Consider the following 15,888-nt stretch of genomic DNA (forward strand, 5'->3'; position numbering starts at 1 on the left):
TCCGCGGAGGCGCTTATTCCGTCCGCTATGAACGCAGGCGGAGGCCGGCACCCGTGCCGGCGGGCGCGTCCAGGCCGGCGCCGGCCGTGGTCCGGCGCGCGCAGTGCCGGACGACCGAGGCCAGGTCCCCCTCCGAGCGCAGCAGGCTCCGCTGGACGCGCGCCCCGTTCCCGTGCTCCAGGAGGCGGGCGATCCCGGCCCGCACGAGTTCCTCGTCGCCGGAGTCGGCCAGGGCGTCGCCCACGTGCCGGTACAGCGCGTCGACGGCGGCCTCGGGCGCGGTTTCCCGCAGCGTCCGGGGGTGCAGCAGCGGACCGTCCAGTCCCGAGCGGCCCGCCTGCCACGACGCGAGCCGGAGCAGCCCGGTGCTGACCCGGGCCGGAGGGTCACCGGCCCGCCACTCCCGGGCCGCGGTCTCCACCAGCGCGCGTACGAGGGCGGCCAGCAGGACGGGGGTCGACGCGTCGAGGCACACGTCCGCCACCCTGACCTCCACCGTCGGGTAGGAGGCGGACAGCCGCGCGTCGAACCAGATCATCCCCGTGTCGCGCAGCACGCCCGACCCGACCATGGCCCGTACCTCCGCGTGGTAGCGGTCGGCGGAGCCGAAGACGTCCACCGGACCGGCCGCGGGGAGCCGGTTCCAGACCCGGCTGCGGTAGCTGCCGTACCCGGTGTCCTCGCCCTGCCAGAACGGGGAGTTGGCGCTCATCGCGGTCAGTACGGGCAGCCAGAGCCGGATGCGGTCCAGTACGGCCACGCCCTCCTCGTCCGACTCCACCGACACGTGGACGTGGCACCCGCAGGTCAGCTGCTCCTGCGCGGTCATGCCGAACTGCCGCGACACCCACTCGTAGCGGTGTCCGGGGGACATCGATGGGCGGACGGCCAGCGGCGAGGTGCCGATCGCGGCGACGACCGCACCGGCCGCCGCCGCGTGCCGGGCCGCCTCAGCGCGCCACCGCAGGATCTCCTCCTGCAGTTCGCCCATCTCCGTCACCGGTCTCGTACCGAACTCGACCTGCTCCTCCTGGAGCTCCGCCTCGAAGGTGTGGCCGGGCTCCTCGCCGTCCGCCGCACCGGCGGTCGCGGCCCGGTCGGCTTCGGCGAGCACGGCTCCCGACACGGCCAGCGGCTCCCCGCTGTCCGCGTCCGCGAGCAGCAGCTCTTCCTCCACGCCCACGCTCCGCATGCAATCGCGCATCACTTCGCCGTCCTGTTCGCCGATCGGTGGTCAGCGTCTGCCCCGACCCACGGCGGGTATGCGGAAGAGAATCCTCCGGGTCGGGCAGCCCCGGACGGCAGGACCGGACGGCAGGACCGTCACCCGCCCCCGGACGGGGCCGGCCGCTGTTCCTCGAACGGGGAGGGCACCGGGAAGTAGGCCTCCAGGAAGGCCGTGACGACGTTGTGCTGCTGCACCGCCGACAGTGCGCCCTCGCCTCCGCCCCCGCCGGGTCCCTCCGGTTCCTCGTCGTCCGCGAGGCAGAAGGCGTCGTGGCCGCGCTCGGCGGCCAGGTCCGGCAGCCGTTCGATCTCGGAGCGGCGCGCCGTGCTGACGTACGTGTGCGCGAGGTCGCCCTCGACGGCGTGGCCTTCGGCGAGCGCCAGGTGGGCGGCGAGCGTCACCGGGGCGAGGTCGTCCGCGCTGCGGAAGACGGACCGGGCGGTGGCGGCGAGCCGACCGGGCAGCAGTTCCTCGACGCGGGCGAAGGCGGACCGGGTGAGCGGGTACGGGGTGTGCGCCAGGATGTGGGGGTAGGTGCGGCCGACGGCCTCCTCCACGGCCTGCCGGGTGACCTTCTGGGACGAGGTGAACACGTCGTCCCCGGCCCGGCTCCCTGGGTCCACCGCGCGCCAGTCGTGGAAGACCTTGGGCAGTCCGGAGGGCAGGAAGTAGTTCTGCGGGCGCTGGGGCCGGCCGAGGAAGATGTCGTCGTTGAAGTAGAGGAAGTGCTCGGCCAGGCCGGGGATGTGGTGCAGTCGGCTCTCGATGGCGTGGGAATTGAACACCGCGGGGGCCGCCGGCTCCGTGGACAGCTCGCGGTGGTCGATGACCGTGACGCCGGGGTGGTCGGCCGCGAGCCAGGCGGGAGCCTGGTCGTCGGTGACGAGGAAGACGCGCCGGACCCAGGGTGCGTATGCGGCGATGGAGCGCAGGCAGTAGCGGAGCTCGCCACGGTCGCGGTAGCGGTTCTCGGCGTGGTCGATCCCGGCGGCTCCGGCGGGCCCATCGCTCCCGGAGGGGCGCCCCGCACCGGCCTCCGCCTCGGCGGCCCGGTCCCGGCGGTGGCGCCAGGCGGGGTCGGCGGCGTCCACCCAGGTGATCACCGCGTCGATCGGGAAGTCGATGTCGTCGGGGAAGCGGCTCGCGAAGCAGTCGACGACGGGGTACTCCCGGTCGCCGATGCGGCGGGTGGTGGAGGCGGCCAGGGAGGGGACCCACCAGCCGTACGGGGTCTCGCGCAGCACGGCGAGGGCACCCTCGCCGGAGTCGGGGGCTTCCCAGAACTCCAGGTCGCAGCCGGTTTCGGGGCCGTACTTCAGGGTCCGGCCGGAGGTGATGACCGGCCGGTGGACCCGTACGGCCCGCACGCGTGCGGTGTGCTCCGGTTCCTCGCCGTCCTTGCCGTCCTTGCCGTCCTTGCCGTCCTTGCCGTCCTCCTTCCCGGTGTCGGCGGACTCGGCGGACTCGACTGCCGCCGGGAGGTCCTCGGCCAGTACGTCCCCGGCATCGCCGTCAGCGGTGAGCAGGCGCGCGTAGACGGGGAGCCCCGTGAAGGCGGCGGCGCATGCTTTCAGCGCCGCGGCCCGGTCGCCGGGCGCGATGGCCACCCGGTGGGTCAGCCCACCGTCGGGGACCAGTCCGTAGGGGACGGCCGCCTCCTCCAGGGCCTCGGCGACCGACCGGAGACTGGCGGTACGGGCATCGGCGGGGAGGAGGTCGTCGCGTACGGTCACGAGTCGACCGCAGTGCCGGAGCAGGCCCGGAACTCTCGCCAGCAGTTCCTCCTCACGGGAGGTGAGCCCGCCGGACGGAGGGGTCGGGCCGCCGATGCGCTCCCGCGCCGCGGGACCCGGCTGCGGCGGAACGCCTCCGGGTCGACGCAGCATCCGGGCGAGTCTGCGCAGCCCGGCGGGCAGGAGGAGGCGGTGGACACCCTGCATGTACGACCTCGGTGTCGGGTGCCGGTGCGCTGGAGCCGGTCGACCGAGCGTCCCGGGCAGGAGCGGCGCGCTCAGCGGCAACGATGGATACCTTGTTCACGCTCACTTTTGCTGTTGTTCGCTTTTCACGCAAGAGTCGTGAGCGCCGCCCTCCCGACTCACAGCCAATTCTCAGTCGGGCCGCCGGCCGCCGGCCCGCCGACCACTCCCCCGTACCTCTGGTGCCGCGGCCCGCCCGGAGGGGATCATGGGCGGTGCGCGTTGGCCGTCATCGCCGCAGCAAGTGCTGGAGGTACGTGTGTCCGTAGCGTCGAGTCGTGCGTCCGGGGACCGCGAGGTCCCGCTGCTCCGGGAGACGATCGGGGACAACCTCGACCGGACCGTACGGCGCTTCCCCGGCCGGGACGCCCTCGTGGACGTGGCCGCCGGCCGCCGGTGGACCTACGCGGAACTGGCCGCCGAGGTGGACGCCCTCGCCCTGGGTCTGCTGGACCTCGGGATCGTCCGGGGCGACCGCGTCGGCATCTGGGCGCCCAACCGTGCCGAGTGGACGCTGGTGCAATACGCCACCGCGAAGATCGGGGCGATCCTGGTCACCGTGAACCCGGCGTACCGCTCCCACGAGTTGGAGTACGTGCTCGGGCAGTCCGGCATCCGGCTGCTGGTCGCGGCGGAGCGCTTCAAGACCTCCGACTACGCGGCGATGATCGAAGAGGTCCGGCCCCGCTGCCCGGAGCTGGAGTTCACCGTCCTGTTCGACGGGCCGCGGTGGGAGGCGCTCCTGGCGCGCGGGCGCGGGGCCGATCCCGCCGCGCTGGCGCGGGCGCAGGCCGCGCTGACCCCGGACGACCCGATCAACATCCAGTACACCTCGGGCACCACGGGCTTCCCCAAGGGGGCCACCCTCTCGCACCACAACATCCTCAACAACGGCTTCTTCGTAGGCGAGTTGTGCGGGTACGACGAACGCGACCGGGTGTGCATCCCGGTGCCCTTCTACCACTGCTTCGGAATGGTGATGGGCAACCTCGCGTGCACCAGCCACGGTGCGGCGATGGTGATCCCCGCGCCCGCCTTCGACCCGGCGGCGACGCTGGCGGCGGTGGCGGCGGAGGCCTGCACCTCCCTGTACGGGGTGCCCACCATGTTCATCGCCGAGCTGGCCGCGCCCGGGTTCGACGGATACGACCTGTCGAGCCTGCGCACCGGGATCATGGCGGGTTCGCCCTGCCCGGTGGAGGTCATGAACGAGGTCATCGAGCGGATGGGGATGGCCGAGGTCTCCATCTGTTACGGCATGACGGAGACCTCGCCGGTGTCCACGCAGACCCGTGTGGACGACTCGGTCGAGCGCCGTGTCTCCACGGTGGGCCGGGTCGGACCGCATCTGGAGGTCAAGGTGGTCGATCCGGAGTCCGGGCGGACCGTCCCGCGCGGCACCCCGGGAGAACTGTGCACCCGGGGCTACTCGGTGATGCTCGGCTACTGGGGCGAGCCCGCGAAGACCGCCGAGGCCGTCGACCCGGAGGGCTGGATGCACACCGGCGACCTGGCGGTCATGGACGGGGACGGTTATCTGAGCATCACCGGCCGGATCAAGGACATGGTGATCCGGGGCGGCGAGAACCTCTACCCGCGCGAGATCGAGGAGTTCCTGCACGCCCATCCCGACGTCATGGACGTCCAGGTCATCGGGGTGCCCGACCCGAAGTACGGGGAGGAGCTGATGGCGTGGGTGCGGATGCGGGAGGGGGCCGAGCCGCTGACCGCGCAGGCCGTGCGCGCGTACTGCGCGGGGCGGCTCGCCCACTTCAAGATCCCCCGATACGTCCACGTGGTGGAGGAGTTCCCGATGACCGTCACCGGGAAGATCCGCAAGATCGAGATGCGTGCGATGGCGACCCGACTGCTGGAGGCGCAGGCGGCGGCCGGCAGCGCCTGAACCTGCGGGGGGCGGCGGCCGGGGCGGCGGCTCTCCGTCCGAGACCCGGACGGAGCCGAGCCGGCGCCGCTCGAAGTGGACGCATGAGCCGGGCAGGCGGCGGCCGCGCGCCGTGCTGCTGCGGCTGACGTGCCGCGGCGGCCATGCGGACGGGCCCGGGCCGCGCTCGGCCACCGCCGGAAGGAGCCCCGGGCGGAGGGTGCTCGTGCACTGACGTACTCGGCTCCCCCGACGACCCGGGGATGAGGCGCCCTGCCGGGCACGCCGGGCCCGGCACGATCCGGAAGGGACGGCCGGGCCGCCGCGGCCGCCCGCGGGCCCCGCCCCTCCGGAACGACCGGCCCTCAGTCCTTCCGCTTCGCCGCCGGCTTCGCGAGCGCGCGGTAGCCGGGGTGCACGCCCGGCGTCAGTTCCTGCTGTGCGGCGACGCGTCCGAGGAGTTCCAGCAGCTGCGCCCGCCCGTCGGGGTCGAGGGCGGCCAGCAGGTCGTCCTCATGGGCGGCCGCGGCCCGGGAGACCGCGCCGAGGGCCTGCCGCCCTTCGGGTGTGAGGTGCAGTTCGTAATTGCGGCGGTCCTCGGCGCTGCGCCGGCGCTCGACGAGCCGCTTGTCCTCCAGGACGTCGATCAGGGCGACCACGCGGCTCGGTACGACCCCCAGGTCCTCGGCGAGCGCGCGCTGGCTGCGGCCGGGTTGTCCGGCGACCATCCGCAGCAGGCCGACGTCGGCGGGGGTGAGCCCCAGGGTGGCGACGCGTTCCGCGAACCGCCCTGCGGCGTGGGCACCGATCTGCGCGAGGAGGAAGGCAGCTCCGCGCGGAGCCGGGGCCGGAGCCGGGGCCTGGTCCGGGGCCGAAGCCACCGAGGGGTCTGGTTGCCGGGCGGTGTTCACGCGGCTATCGTACGCGACAGGTAATGATTCAGTGCAGTGAATCATTCTCTCAAAGAACGGATTGTGCCGTGGAAGCGATCGAGAACCGTGTCCCTCGCGACACCCGTACCACCGCCCCGCAGTCCGGGCCGCCGCCCGGCGTCCTCGCCGTGGTCTTCACGGCCCTGTTCCTGGGCGGCCTCGCCCTCAGCACCGTGCTGGCCGGCGGCGATCCGTTCCCGTCGCCCTTCGGCGACTCGGACGCGATCACCGCGTACTTCCTCGACCACGGGGACGCGGTCCGCGTGTCGGGAGCCCTGCAGTTCGCCGCCGCCGTCCCCCTTGCCCTCTACGCCGCGACCGTCTCGGCCCGGCTGAACCGGCTCGGGGTCCGGGCGCCCGGCGCCACCATCGCCCTGGCGGGCGGGGTGCTCGCCGCGGCGTTCCTGGCCTGCTCCGGCCTGGTCACCTGGGTGCTGTCGCACGCCGAGGTGGCTCAGCGACCGGAACTCGTACGGACCCTGCAGTACCTGGCCTTCGGCCTGGGCGGCCCCGGGCACGTGGTCCTGCTGGGCCTGCTCGTCGCCGGGATCGCCGTACCCGGGCTGCTGGCCGGGCTCCTGCCCCGGGCACTGGCCGTCGCGGGACTCGCCGTGGCCGCCGTCGCCGAGCTGGCCACCCTCGTCCTGCTGGCCGAGGGCGCCGCCCTGCTCCTGCCGGCCGCCCGCTTCACCGGGCTGGCCTGGCTGATCGCGGCGGGCTTCCTGCTGCCGCGCAGCCGTTCCCGTATCCGCGTCCGTGTCCCGGAGGAGAGCTGACATGACCACCACCGACACCACCACCGACACCACCACCGACCCGAACACCGCGCAGGCTCAGCGCCTGCTGCGGTTCCACCAGCCGGAGAAGCTCCTGCGCCACCTGGGCCCGCTCGACGAGCCGGTGCTGGCCGCCCTGTTCGGAACCGACGCCGCGGACTACCGGGGCCGGCTGGCCCGGTTCGAGGCGCGCAACCGGGGGACGGCGGCCTCGCTGTCGGCCGAACCGGGCGCGACCGCGCGGATCGCCGCACTGCCGTTCCGGCCTGGTGAGCACGTCGTGGCCCTGGGCGAGAGCACCACGGCGGACCGGCTCTCCTGGTTCGAGATCCTGCGGCACCTGCTCCCCGAGGGTGTGCGGTGCACCAACCTGGCCGTGTCGGGGAGCACCACCACCCAGGCCCTTGCGCAGCAGCTGCCGGCGCTGGGCTTCCAACGGCCCGACTGGGTGTTGTGCATGCTCGGCGCGAACGACGTGCAGCGCATCGACGGCACCCCGCTCGTCGGCTTCGCCGAGACCTGCCGCAACCTGATCGCCCTGCACGACCTGGCGGTGGCCCGGACGGGGGCCCGGTGGGTCTGGCTCACCCCTGCCCGTACGGACCCCGACCTCGTGGCCCGGTACGAGCACTTCCGGCGGGCCGGGCTGAGCTGGTCCGACGCGGACGTCGACGCCGTGGCCGACTTCCTGCTGGCCCGGCCGGAGCCGGTGGTGGACACGCGCCGCGCAGCGCCCGGTGACCACGAGGCCGACGGCCTCCACCTCTCCCCCTCCGGCCAACGCGCCGTCACCGCCGCCCTGCTGGAGGCCCTTGCCCCCTGACCCCCGGGCGAGGTGGGGGTGCGCGAGTGTGGCGTGCGCACGCGGCGGCGGCGCCTGCAGCAACATGGTGTTCACCACATCGCGCACCCGGGGTAACAACCGCTTCCTAGCGTGACCCGGCGGCGGCACACCGGCACCCAGCCCCACCGGGAGGCGTGGCATGAGCACCACCGAGTCCCAGCAGACCCCGGCACACCCGACGAGAACCGCTGCCGACCAGGCGGTCACGGAGACGCTGGAGGACTACACCCTCCGTTTCGCACCCCGCAGTTACCGGCGCTGGACCCCGATGGTGGTGGCCACCACGGCCCTCGGCGGCATCGCGTACATGGCCGACTTCTCCATCGGCGCCGGCATCGGCCTGGCCCATGGCACCGGCAACGCCCTCGTGGCCATCGCGGTCGCCGCGGTCGTCATCTTCCTGACCGGCTTACCGCTGGCCTACTACGGCGCCCGTTACAACATCGACCTCGACCTGATCACCCGCGGCTCCGGCTTCGGCTACTACGGATCGGTCCTCACCAGCGTCATCTTCGCCAGCTTCACCTTCATCTTCTTCGCCCTCGAAGGCTCGATCATGGCCCAGGGCCTGGAACTCGGCCTCGGGCTGCCGCTGTGGCTGGGCTACGCCGTCTCCACCCTGATGGTGATCCCGCTGGTCGTCTACGGCATGAAGGCGCTCAGCAAGCTCCAGGTGTGGACCACCCCGATCTGGTTGCTGCTCATGGTCGGTCCGCTGGTGTATCTGATCGCCGAAGACCCCGGCACGGTGGACCGCTTCCTCGCCTACTCCGGCACGGACGGCGAGGGCGCCGTGAACACCGCCTCCGTCATGCTCGGAGCGGGGGTGTGCCTGTCCTTGATCGCGCAGATCGGCGAGCAGATCGACTACCTGCGCTTCATGCCGCCCAGGACCGAGGCGAACAGGCGGGCCTGGTGGACCGCCGTCGTCATGGCCGGCCCCGGGTGGGTCGTGCTCGGTGCGCTCAAGCAGGCCATCGGTGTCTTCCTCGCCGTCCGCATCATCGCCGAGGTCGGCCCGGCCGCCGCGCCCGAGCCCATCCAGCAGTTCCGCAGCGCCTTCGACGCGATGATGCCGGCCTGGTCGGTCGTCCCGCTCGCCGTGGTCCTGGTGGTCATCAGCCAGATCAAGATCAACGTGACGAACGCGTACTCCGGCTCGCTGGCCTGGACGAACTCCTTCACCCGCGTCACCGGGCGCTACCCCGGCCGCATGGTCTTCGTCCTGGTCAACCTGGCCTTCGCACTCGCCTTGATGGAAGCCGACATGTTCAGTTTCCTGGGCAGCGTCCTCGGCTTCTACTCGAACTGCGCGATCGCCTGGGTGGTCACCGTGGCCACCGACATCGGCATCAACAAGTACGTGCTGAAGCTGTCCCCGCTCCAGCCGGAGTTCCGCCGGGGCATGCTCCACGCGGTCAATCCGGTCGGCGTCGTGGCGTTCACCGCCGCCTCCGGCCTCTCGATCGCCCTGTACTTCCACCTCTTCGGCGACGCCCTCCAGCCGTACTCGCCGGTCGCCGCGGCCGTCATCGCCTTCGTCGTCACCCCGCTGATGGCCGTGGTCACCAAGGGCCGCTACTACCTGCGACGCGCCGACGACGGCATCGGCGAACCCATGCTGGACAGCGACGGGAACCCGAGCGCGGTCACGCTCGACTGCCACGTCTGCCGGCAGTCCTACGAACGCCCCGACGTCACGGCCTGTACCACCCATGAAGCGGTCGTCTGCTCGCTGTGCCTGAGCACCGACAGGCTCGGCGACCACGTGCTGCCGGCTTCAGCGTAGACCGGCCGCCGGCAGCAGGGGCGTTCCGCGTCGGGGGATCCGCAGGTGGAGCCGGGGCCGTCCTTCGGGGGGGCTCGGCTCAGCGGAAGATGTGCGCGTGTTCCTCGGCCCAGTCCTCGAAGGTGCGGGGGGAACGACCCGTCAGATCGGCGAGGGCGGGGCGCTGGTCGAGCGTCCGCTGGGTGAGTTCGTCGAGGTGGAGAGCGTATTCGCGGAGTGCGAAGAGGGTGACGTCGATGCCGTCGTCCGGCCAGCCCTGCTCGCGCCAGGCGTCGCGGCCGGCCTCCGGGGTGAGGTCGACGGCGTCGATCGGGCGGCCGAGGGCCCTGGCGATGCTGTCGACGCGGTCGAGGCCGGCGAGCGGCAGCCCGACCGCCTCCAGGACCGCGCCCACGTGGTCGGCGCTGCGGAGCGCCGTCGCGGCCACGGCGGCCAGGTCCTCCTCGTGCACGAAGGGGTAGTACCCGTCCGCGAGGAACGCCTCGCGGACCGTCCCTTCGCGCCGCACGGTCTCGGGCCAGTCCGACCCCGTGGCCGGGTAGCTGCCCTCCAGGACCGCGCCCATCACGGCGGAGGGCCTGATGTGCGTCCATTCCATCCCCGCCGCCTCGACGGCCCGTTCGACGGCGAGCCAGAACCAGGTCTCGGGCGGGTACGCCTCCTCGTACTCGGGCCCGTGCGACGAGAGGGTGACGACCCGCCGGGTACCGGCCGCGCGTGCGAGGCCCAGGACTTCCCGGACCGTGTCCGGTACCGCACCGGCCAGGAAGAGCGTGTCCGTGCCGGCGAAGGCCCCGGCCTGCTCGGCGGGCCGGGTGACGGAACCCTCGACGACTTCGGTGCCCGTGGGCCAGTCCGCCGTCTGCCCTGGTTCGGCCAGGACGCGGACGCGGTCGCCGGCCGCGAGCAGTTGCCGGGCGAGGCGTCGGCCGACGACGCCGGTGGGGCTGCTGCCCGCCCCCTTCCGGGCGTTCACGGCGGTCAGCAGGTGCAGCGGGGACGCGGGCCGAGCGGAGCGGGGCTGGGGATACAGGGAAAAGCCGGGCATGGCAAGCACCTCCGGTGACGACAACGGAGATCTTGCGCCGCTTGCCCCGGCCCGGGGGAAGCGGTTGCGGATCCGGGGTACTCACCTTAGGCCGTCTCTTTCGGATCTTGCCGCCCGGCAAGATCCGAAAGAGACGGCCTGGCGGCGGTGGACGCCATGGCAAGGCCCTGCCCGCGAGTGCGGCACGGAACCGGCCACGGGGCACCCGCCGCCCGCGCGGGGTCAGCCGCTCCAGGCCCTGCGCACCCTGTCGTCCTCGACCTCGAGGTTCAGCCGGCCTTCGCGGTACTCCATGGTCAGTATCGTGCCGGGCGGGACCATGCGCACCGTCGTCCAGCCGTGCGCCAGCGCCCGGCGTTCCGCCTCGGCGGTACCGAGCCCCGTGTAGTGCGCCGGATCGTCGGCTGCGGGTGTGGGAGCGGTCATGGTTCCCACCTGCCCCACCGTGGCGCTGCGCATGCCCCCACCGGCCCGGTCCGATCGGCCGCGTGTCACGGGTCCCGACGGCGATCGGCCCGGGCTGCTCAGAGCCCGTAGCGCATGCGTCCCAGGGCCGTCATGGGCCGGTCGTGCGCGGCGACCGGGGCGGGGAGGCAGGTGGAGCCGGTCAGGTAGCGGTCCACGGCGGCGGCCGCCGCCCGGCCCTCCGCGATGGCCCACACCACCAGCGACTGCCCCCGGCCCGCGTCGCCCGCGACGAACACTCCCGGCGCCCGACCGCCGCCCGCCGCGAAGCCGGCGTCCCGTGCGAAGTTGCCGCGTTCGTCGAGCTCCAGCCCCAGCTGCTCGCGCAGGCCGCCGGCCCGCTCGGGACCCGAGAAGCCGAGGGCCAGCAGGACCAGCCCCGCCGGTATGACGTCCTCGGTCCCGGCCAGGGGGCTGCGGCCCACCGGCTCGACGGCGGTCAGGTGCAGTGCCCGTACCCGGCCCGCCGCATCCCCCTCGAAGCGCAGGGTGGCGCGGGCGAACAGCCGGGGGTCCCGGCCCTCGCGCCCGCGGGCCTCCTCGTGGGCGTGGGAGATCCGGTAGGTCCTGGGGTACACCGGCCAGGGCTCGTCGTCGGTCCGGCCCGCGCCGGGCTCCGGATTGATGTCGAGCTGGAGCACGGAGACCGCGCCCTGCCGCAAGGCCGTCCCGAGGCAGTCGGAGCCCGTGTCACCGCCGCCCACGACGACCACGTGTCTGCCCTCGGCGGTGACGGGCGACACGGCGTAGTCGCCCTCCCGTACCCGGTTGGCACAGGTCAGGTAGTCCATGGCCTGGTGGATACCGTGCAGCGAACGGCCCGGCACCGGCAGCTCCCGGCGCTCGCCGGCCCCGATCGCGACGACGACGGCGTCGCAGCGGCTGCGCAGCTCGTCGGCTCCGGTTCCGGCACCGGCACCGGCCTGGCCGCCGATGTCCGCACCGGTGACGAACAGCGTGCCCTCGGCCCGCATCTGCTCGATGCGCCGGTCCAGGTGGGTCTTCTCCATCTTGAACTCGGGGATGCCGTAGCGCAGCAGTCCGCCGATCCGGTCCGCCCGCTCGTGGACCGTGACGCGGTGCCCGGCCCGGGTCAGCTGCTGCGCCGCGGCGAGTCCGGCCGGACCGGAGCCGATGACGGCCACCGTCTTGCCGCTCTGCTTCTCCGGCGGTCGGGGTGCCATGTAGCCGCGCCGCAGGCCCGTGTCCGCGATGGCCTGCTCGACGTTCTTGATGGTCACCGGGTCCGCGTTGATCGTGAGGACACAGGCGTCCTCGCAGGGGGCCGGGCAGAGCCTGCCCGTGACCTCGGGGAAGTTGTTGGTCGCGTGGAGCCGCTCGTACGCCGCGCGCCAGTCGCCGTGGGCGGCGTACGCGTTCCACTCGGGTATGAGGTTTCCCAGGGGGCAGCCGGTGTGGCAGAACGGTATGCCGCAGTCCATGCAGCGGCCGGCCTGCCGGGAGACGAGCGGAAGCAGCGCCTGGCCCGCGTAGACCTCGCGCCAGTCGCCGAGCCTCTGCTCGACGGGGCGGGCCGGAACGGCCTCGCGGGGGACCCTGAGGAAGCCGAACGGATCGGTCACGCGCCGCCTCCCTGGATCGTGGCGCGGCAAGGCACACGGCCCGCGCACCGTGTCGCCCGTACGCGCGTTCTATGGCGGTTCAGCCAGGTTACGCCGCCTGCGCGGCAGTGCCCTGCGCGAGCGGTGGCAGGTGACCGGGCGTGCGCGCAGGGTGATGACCGCCGACGGCTCCACTGCCACCGACGCCCGGGCGCCGACGTCCGGCCGCCGCCGAACGCCGGCGTCCTCCCGCAGAGTCCTGGGACGGCCTAGTGGAACGGTTCCAGCGTCATGAAGGCCTCTTGCGGGTTGCCGTCGTGCACCAGCGACTCGTGGGCGCCCACGTCGTCGAAGGCGAAGCCGTACGCCTTACCGTCGGCCATCTGTCCGTGGATGATGCGGGAGTAGTGGTTGGTCACGGCGTCACGGTAGAAGCCGGCGCCGTTCGGGTCGGGCTGCAGCGGGTTGGTCAGCAGCGTCGACCGGTTGAAGCCCGCGCACAGGGTACGGGAGATCGGGCCGCGTACCGCGTCGTTGGGTGCGTCCAGAAGCTTGTAGCAGCCGAAGACGCTGTCGGAATCCGGTTTCTGGAAGCTGGTGACCACCGCACCCGAGCCGTTGGTGAAGTTCATGACGTTGCCCGAGACCCGGCCGTAGTACTTGGTGTTCGGCTGGTTCGCGAAGGGCGTCACGGTGAGCGTGGAGGAGGCGTACTTGTTCCAGACCCGGTTGATGTAGTCGTTCATGGCGCCGGCGGGGATCGCGCCCGCCTCGATGCCGTGGCCGGGCGAGAGTGCGCGCAGCGGTGTGCCGTCGGGGCGGTTCTGGATCAGTCCGCCCCAGCCGGCCGCACGCAGTTGACCGAAGACGGCGTCGTAGCCGCCCGGCCGCAGCCGGCCCGTGTTCGTGACCGTGCCGCCGGCCGCCTTCACGCCCACCGCGTACGGGGCCGAGAACATGTCGACCTGGGTGCTGTTGATCCACAGGCCGGCGTCGTCGAGCGTGTACTCGGACCAGTTGAACAGGATGTTGCGGTTGGGGTCGGAGGGGTTCTGCACGGCAGGCTGCACGAGGCCGCCCGTGCTGAGTTTGAAGACGATCTTCTGACCTATGGAGAAGTAGACACGTCCGGAGAACTTGGGCATCCGGATCGTCTTGGTCTGCCCGTTGGCTGGACCCGTGATCGACGCGTCGGGCGCGGTGGTGGGGGGATTGCCTCCCACGGGCCAAGGGTGGAATCCGCCGTTGGCGTCGGCCCAGCCCTGCCGGCCGGTGGCGAGCTGTGTGCCCAGGTTGTAGACGTAGACCGGCTCGTTGCGTCCCGAGTTGTTCTTGATCGTGAGCGGGATCGTCGCCGGTACGGCCTCTGCGGGTGTCAGCGGACCGAGAGCCATCAGGCCTGCGGCGACCGCCGCCGCCGCGAGCCCGGATGCCAGCACCTTCGATAAACGGAACACGATCTGCCTCCTTGTGGGGCACCTGACGGTGGGGGGGACGTGCGGCGCTCCTCCGCCTATGAGTTGACGAATGAGAGCGCTCTCAGCATCTGGCTGCGTTCAACTCCTGTCAATGAACTTGTCCGATGCGGAGCAGAAGGCCCGATCGGTGCCGCGCCCCTCAGAACGGCGCGGGCGCTCGTGTGAACCGGTCCGAGACGTCGCCGACGAGGTCGGTCCCGTCGGGGCGCAGCGTCATGACGGGAGCGCCGGGCGACAGGTCGAACCGGTCGATCCCCGCCCACAGGAGATTCGGGCTGGTGGCCAGTTCGAAGAAGTACCGCTTGCCGGTGAGGTCGCAGACGGTGCGGTACTCGGTGTTGTAGGTCTTGAACCTCCCCTCCCGGTACGGCGCGCCGAAGGGCACCGAGGCGTTGCGGGTGACGGCCAGGATCGCGGCGACCGCCTGCCGGTCGTCCGCCGGCTCGGGCAGCAGTGAACCGAAGTAGGCGGCGCGCTGGAAGCGGTCGACCGCGTTCACGTTTCCGGGGAGGGGGACCTCGCTGCTGGGCCGGTCGTGGCCGAGCCCCTGCACGGCGCGCACCTTTTCCCGCAGGAGCCGGAGTTGTTCCTCGTAGGAGGGTTCGTTCGTCATGATCGTGTAGCTGCGGTCGTGGTGCACCTGCCGTCGGCCCTCGATGTACTCGACGATCGCGGAGTCCCCCGACGCGTCCTCCAGGGCCACGTGCACCGAGGCCCGGAAGCCGCGCAGCTCGACAGGAACCAGCTGACAGGTGTCGAGCAGGTCCAGGGCCTCCGGCACGGTGCCGGCGCAGTCCAGCAGGTACTGGATCCACAGGGCGATCTGCAGGCCCGGCCTGCCGGGGTCGCGGGGGCCCAGGTCCGTGGTCTCCAGGTACAGCATGTGCGCCGCGAGTCCGGCTTCGTTGATGCCGTCGGCCGTTCCGGCGCCGTAGACGGTGGTCACGAGGCTGCCGAGCCCGCTCGTCCACCGCAGGGGGTTGTCGCCGACGACGGTGGTACTCCCCAGCCTGCCGCCGTCGCGCTCCAGCCCGCGGGGGAACACGGTCAGGACCGGCTCGGTCGATTCCGGCCAGTCCATCGTCCGTCCGGCGAGGACGGCGTGGTCGTTGGTGTTCCACAGGATCCGCGTGCACATGGGTGGTTCCCTCGTCCCTCTCTGCGTGAGCCGTACGCATCACCGTGCGGCCGGGGCATGTACGCCGCCACTCCACCGCCTAACCGGCGGGGTCCGGATCGGCGGGGTCCGGAGGGGTGCGGGCGTGGGTGCGGGCGAACGCCCGGTCGCGGAACCAGGCCCACGTCCCCACCAGCACCGCCACCCCCACCCCGTACACGGGCAGCCACAGGGTCGTCGTGGCCGCCAGGCACTCGGCGACGGCCTTGTGGGCCTGGTCCTCCTGCGCGAAGGCCACGGCCGCGCCGTCCCCGGCGGCCAGGTTCCCGACCGCCGCCTCCGCCTGGAGGGCCGCGTACCTGCCCGCCAGCAGGCAGTCGCTGCGCGTGCCCGGCATCGGGAACAGCCAGGCCCAGCGCTGCAGCAGGGGGGCCAGCGCCACGGCCACGCACAGGCCGACGACCAGAGAGTACGCGACCAGGCCGCGCGTGTACGGCGAGCGGATGTCCGGGTTCCACTCCGCCCGCCGCTGAAAGGCCAGCATCACCGAGAGCAGGGCAACCCCGATGAACGTGGCGAACCACTGCCACGAGCCCTGGGCGAGCGCGAACGTCAGCACCGCGGCAAGTCCGATGCCGATGACCCCGGGAGCGGGAAGGGCGTCCGCCGCGGTGGACACCGGCCTCGTGGTCACGCGCGGTCCGGAATCACTCACAGGCCTCTCCTGCAGGGCGGGGGGACCCAGCATGTGCCACGGGGGCGCCCCGGCCCCGGGTGCCATGCCGTCC

The 15,888-nt window shown here is 72.6% G+C and carries 13 protein-coding genes; 4 read left to right on the plus strand and 9 right to left on the minus strand.

Features of this window, described 5'->3' with window-relative positions; all coding sequences use genetic code 11:
* Nucleotides 1–25: 25 nt before the first annotated feature.
* Nucleotides 26–1,192 carry a glutamate--cysteine ligase gene (locus tag ACXNSR_RS00710; protein ID WP_458643517.1) on the minus strand — a complete coding sequence of 389 codons (1,167 nt, stop codon included), beginning with the start codon at nt 1,190–1,192 and terminating at the stop codon, nt 26–28.
* A 131-nt stretch (nt 1,193–1,323) separates the two neighbouring features.
* Nucleotides 1,324–3,114: a stealth family protein gene (locus ACXNSR_RS00715; RefSeq protein WP_458640164.1), complete on the minus strand. Its 1,791-nt coding sequence runs from the start codon at nt 3,112–3,114 to the stop codon at nt 1,324–1,326.
* A gap of 301 nt (nt 3,115–3,415) precedes the next feature.
* Here ACXNSR_RS00715 and ACXNSR_RS00720 point away from each other — a divergent pair, with 301 nt between their 5' ends.
* The gene (locus ACXNSR_RS00720) at nt 3,416–5,110 is read left to right on the plus strand and encodes an AMP-binding protein (protein ID WP_458640165.1); all 1,695 of its coding nucleotides are present in this window, start codon (nt 3,416–3,418) and stop codon (nt 5,108–5,110) included.
* Between the two features lie 344 nt (nt 5,111–5,454).
* On the opposite strand, the gene ACXNSR_RS00725 is transcribed toward ACXNSR_RS00720, so the two are convergent.
* On the minus strand, nt 5,455–6,000 hold the full coding sequence (locus ACXNSR_RS00725) for a MarR family winged helix-turn-helix transcriptional regulator (protein WP_458640166.1): 546 nt from the start codon (nt 5,998–6,000) through the stop codon (nt 5,455–5,457).
* A gap of 68 nt (nt 6,001–6,068) precedes the next feature.
* On the opposite strand from ACXNSR_RS00725, the gene ACXNSR_RS00730 reads away from it, so the two are divergent.
* The 3 genes from ACXNSR_RS00730 to ACXNSR_RS00740 all read left to right on the plus strand — a co-directional run bounded on the left by ACXNSR_RS00730 (nt 6,069) and on the right by ACXNSR_RS00740 (nt 9,430).
* Complete coding sequence (locus ACXNSR_RS00730; RefSeq protein WP_458640167.1) at nt 6,069–6,797, plus strand: hypothetical protein; 729 nt, start codon at nt 6,069–6,071, stop codon at nt 6,795–6,797.
* Nucleotide 6,798: 1 nt separating this feature from the next.
* Nucleotides 6,799–7,620: an SGNH/GDSL hydrolase family protein gene (locus ACXNSR_RS00735; RefSeq protein ID WP_458640168.1), complete on the plus strand. Its 822-nt coding sequence runs from the start codon at nt 6,799–6,801 to the stop codon at nt 7,618–7,620.
* 160 nt (nt 7,621–7,780) lie between these two features.
* Nucleotides 7,781–9,430: a purine-cytosine permease family protein gene (locus ACXNSR_RS00740; protein ID WP_458640169.1), complete on the plus strand. Its 1,650-nt coding sequence runs from the start codon at nt 7,781–7,783 to the stop codon at nt 9,428–9,430.
* Nucleotides 9,431–9,509: 79 nt separating this feature from the next.
* Here ACXNSR_RS00740 and ACXNSR_RS00745 read toward each other — a convergent pair whose 3' ends face one another.
* The 6 genes from ACXNSR_RS00745 to ACXNSR_RS00770 all read right to left on the minus strand — a co-directional run bounded on the left by ACXNSR_RS00745 (nt 9,510) and on the right by ACXNSR_RS00770 (nt 15,815).
* Nucleotides 9,510–10,478 carry an NAD(P)H-binding protein gene (locus ACXNSR_RS00745; RefSeq protein ID WP_458640170.1) on the minus strand — a complete coding sequence of 323 codons (969 nt, stop codon included), beginning with the start codon at nt 10,476–10,478 and terminating at the stop codon, nt 9,510–9,512.
* Between the two features lie 222 nt (nt 10,479–10,700).
* Nucleotides 10,701–10,904: an I78 family peptidase inhibitor gene (locus tag ACXNSR_RS00750; RefSeq protein WP_458640171.1), complete on the minus strand. Its 204-nt coding sequence runs from the start codon at nt 10,902–10,904 to the stop codon at nt 10,701–10,703.
* Between the two features lie 98 nt (nt 10,905–11,002).
* Entirely contained in the window at nt 11,003–12,526 is a 1,524-nt protein-coding gene (locus ACXNSR_RS00755) for a glutamate synthase subunit beta (protein ID WP_458640172.1), read from the minus strand.
* A gap of 248 nt (nt 12,527–12,774) precedes the next feature.
* The gene (locus ACXNSR_RS00760; protein WP_458640173.1) at nt 12,775–13,962 is read right to left on the minus strand and encodes a glycoside hydrolase family 64 protein; all 1,188 of its coding nucleotides are present in this window, start codon (nt 13,960–13,962) and stop codon (nt 12,775–12,777) included.
* Between the two features lie 160 nt (nt 13,963–14,122).
* A complete protein-coding gene (locus ACXNSR_RS00765) occupies nt 14,123–15,121 on the minus strand; it encodes a linear amide C-N hydrolase (RefSeq protein ID WP_458640174.1) in 999 nt (332 codons plus the stop codon).
* 79 nt (nt 15,122–15,200) lie between these two features.
* Nucleotides 15,201–15,815: a hypothetical protein gene (locus ACXNSR_RS00770; RefSeq protein WP_458640175.1), complete on the minus strand. Its 615-nt coding sequence runs from the start codon at nt 15,813–15,815 to the stop codon at nt 15,201–15,203.
* Nucleotides 15,816–15,888: the final 73 nt, after the last annotated feature.

Source organism: Streptomyces sp. NC-S4 (assembly GCF_054353315.1).

What these genes read in the sequence shown, in the direction of transcription:
- ACXNSR_RS00710 (WP_458643517.1), bottom strand. Translation starts at nt 1,192, where the DNA reads ATGCGGAGCGTGGGCGTGGAGGAAGAGCTGCTGCTCGCGGACGCGGAC.
- ACXNSR_RS00715 (WP_458640164.1), bottom strand. Translation starts at nt 3,114, where the DNA reads ATGCTGCGTCGACCCGGAGGCGTTCCGCCGCAGCCGGGTCCCGCGGCG.
- ACXNSR_RS00720 (WP_458640165.1), top strand. Translation starts at nt 3,416, where the DNA reads ATGGGCGGTGCGCGTTGGCCGTCATCGCCGCAGCAAGTGCTGGAGGTA.
- ACXNSR_RS00735 (WP_458640168.1), top strand. Translation starts at nt 6,799, where the DNA reads ATGACCACCACCGACACCACCACCGACACCACCACCGACCCGAACACC.
- ACXNSR_RS00740 (WP_458640169.1), top strand. Translation starts at nt 7,781, where the DNA reads ATGAGCACCACCGAGTCCCAGCAGACCCCGGCACACCCGACGAGAACC.
- ACXNSR_RS00745 (WP_458640170.1), bottom strand. Translation starts at nt 10,478, where the DNA reads ATGCCCGGCTTTTCCCTGTATCCCCAGCCCCGCTCCGCTCGGCCCGCG.
- ACXNSR_RS00750 (WP_458640171.1), bottom strand. Translation starts at nt 10,904, where the DNA reads ATGACCGCTCCCACACCCGCAGCCGACGATCCGGCGCACTACACGGGG.
- ACXNSR_RS00765 (WP_458640174.1), bottom strand. Translation starts at nt 15,121, where the DNA reads ATGTGCACGCGGATCCTGTGGAACACCAACGACCACGCCGTCCTCGCC.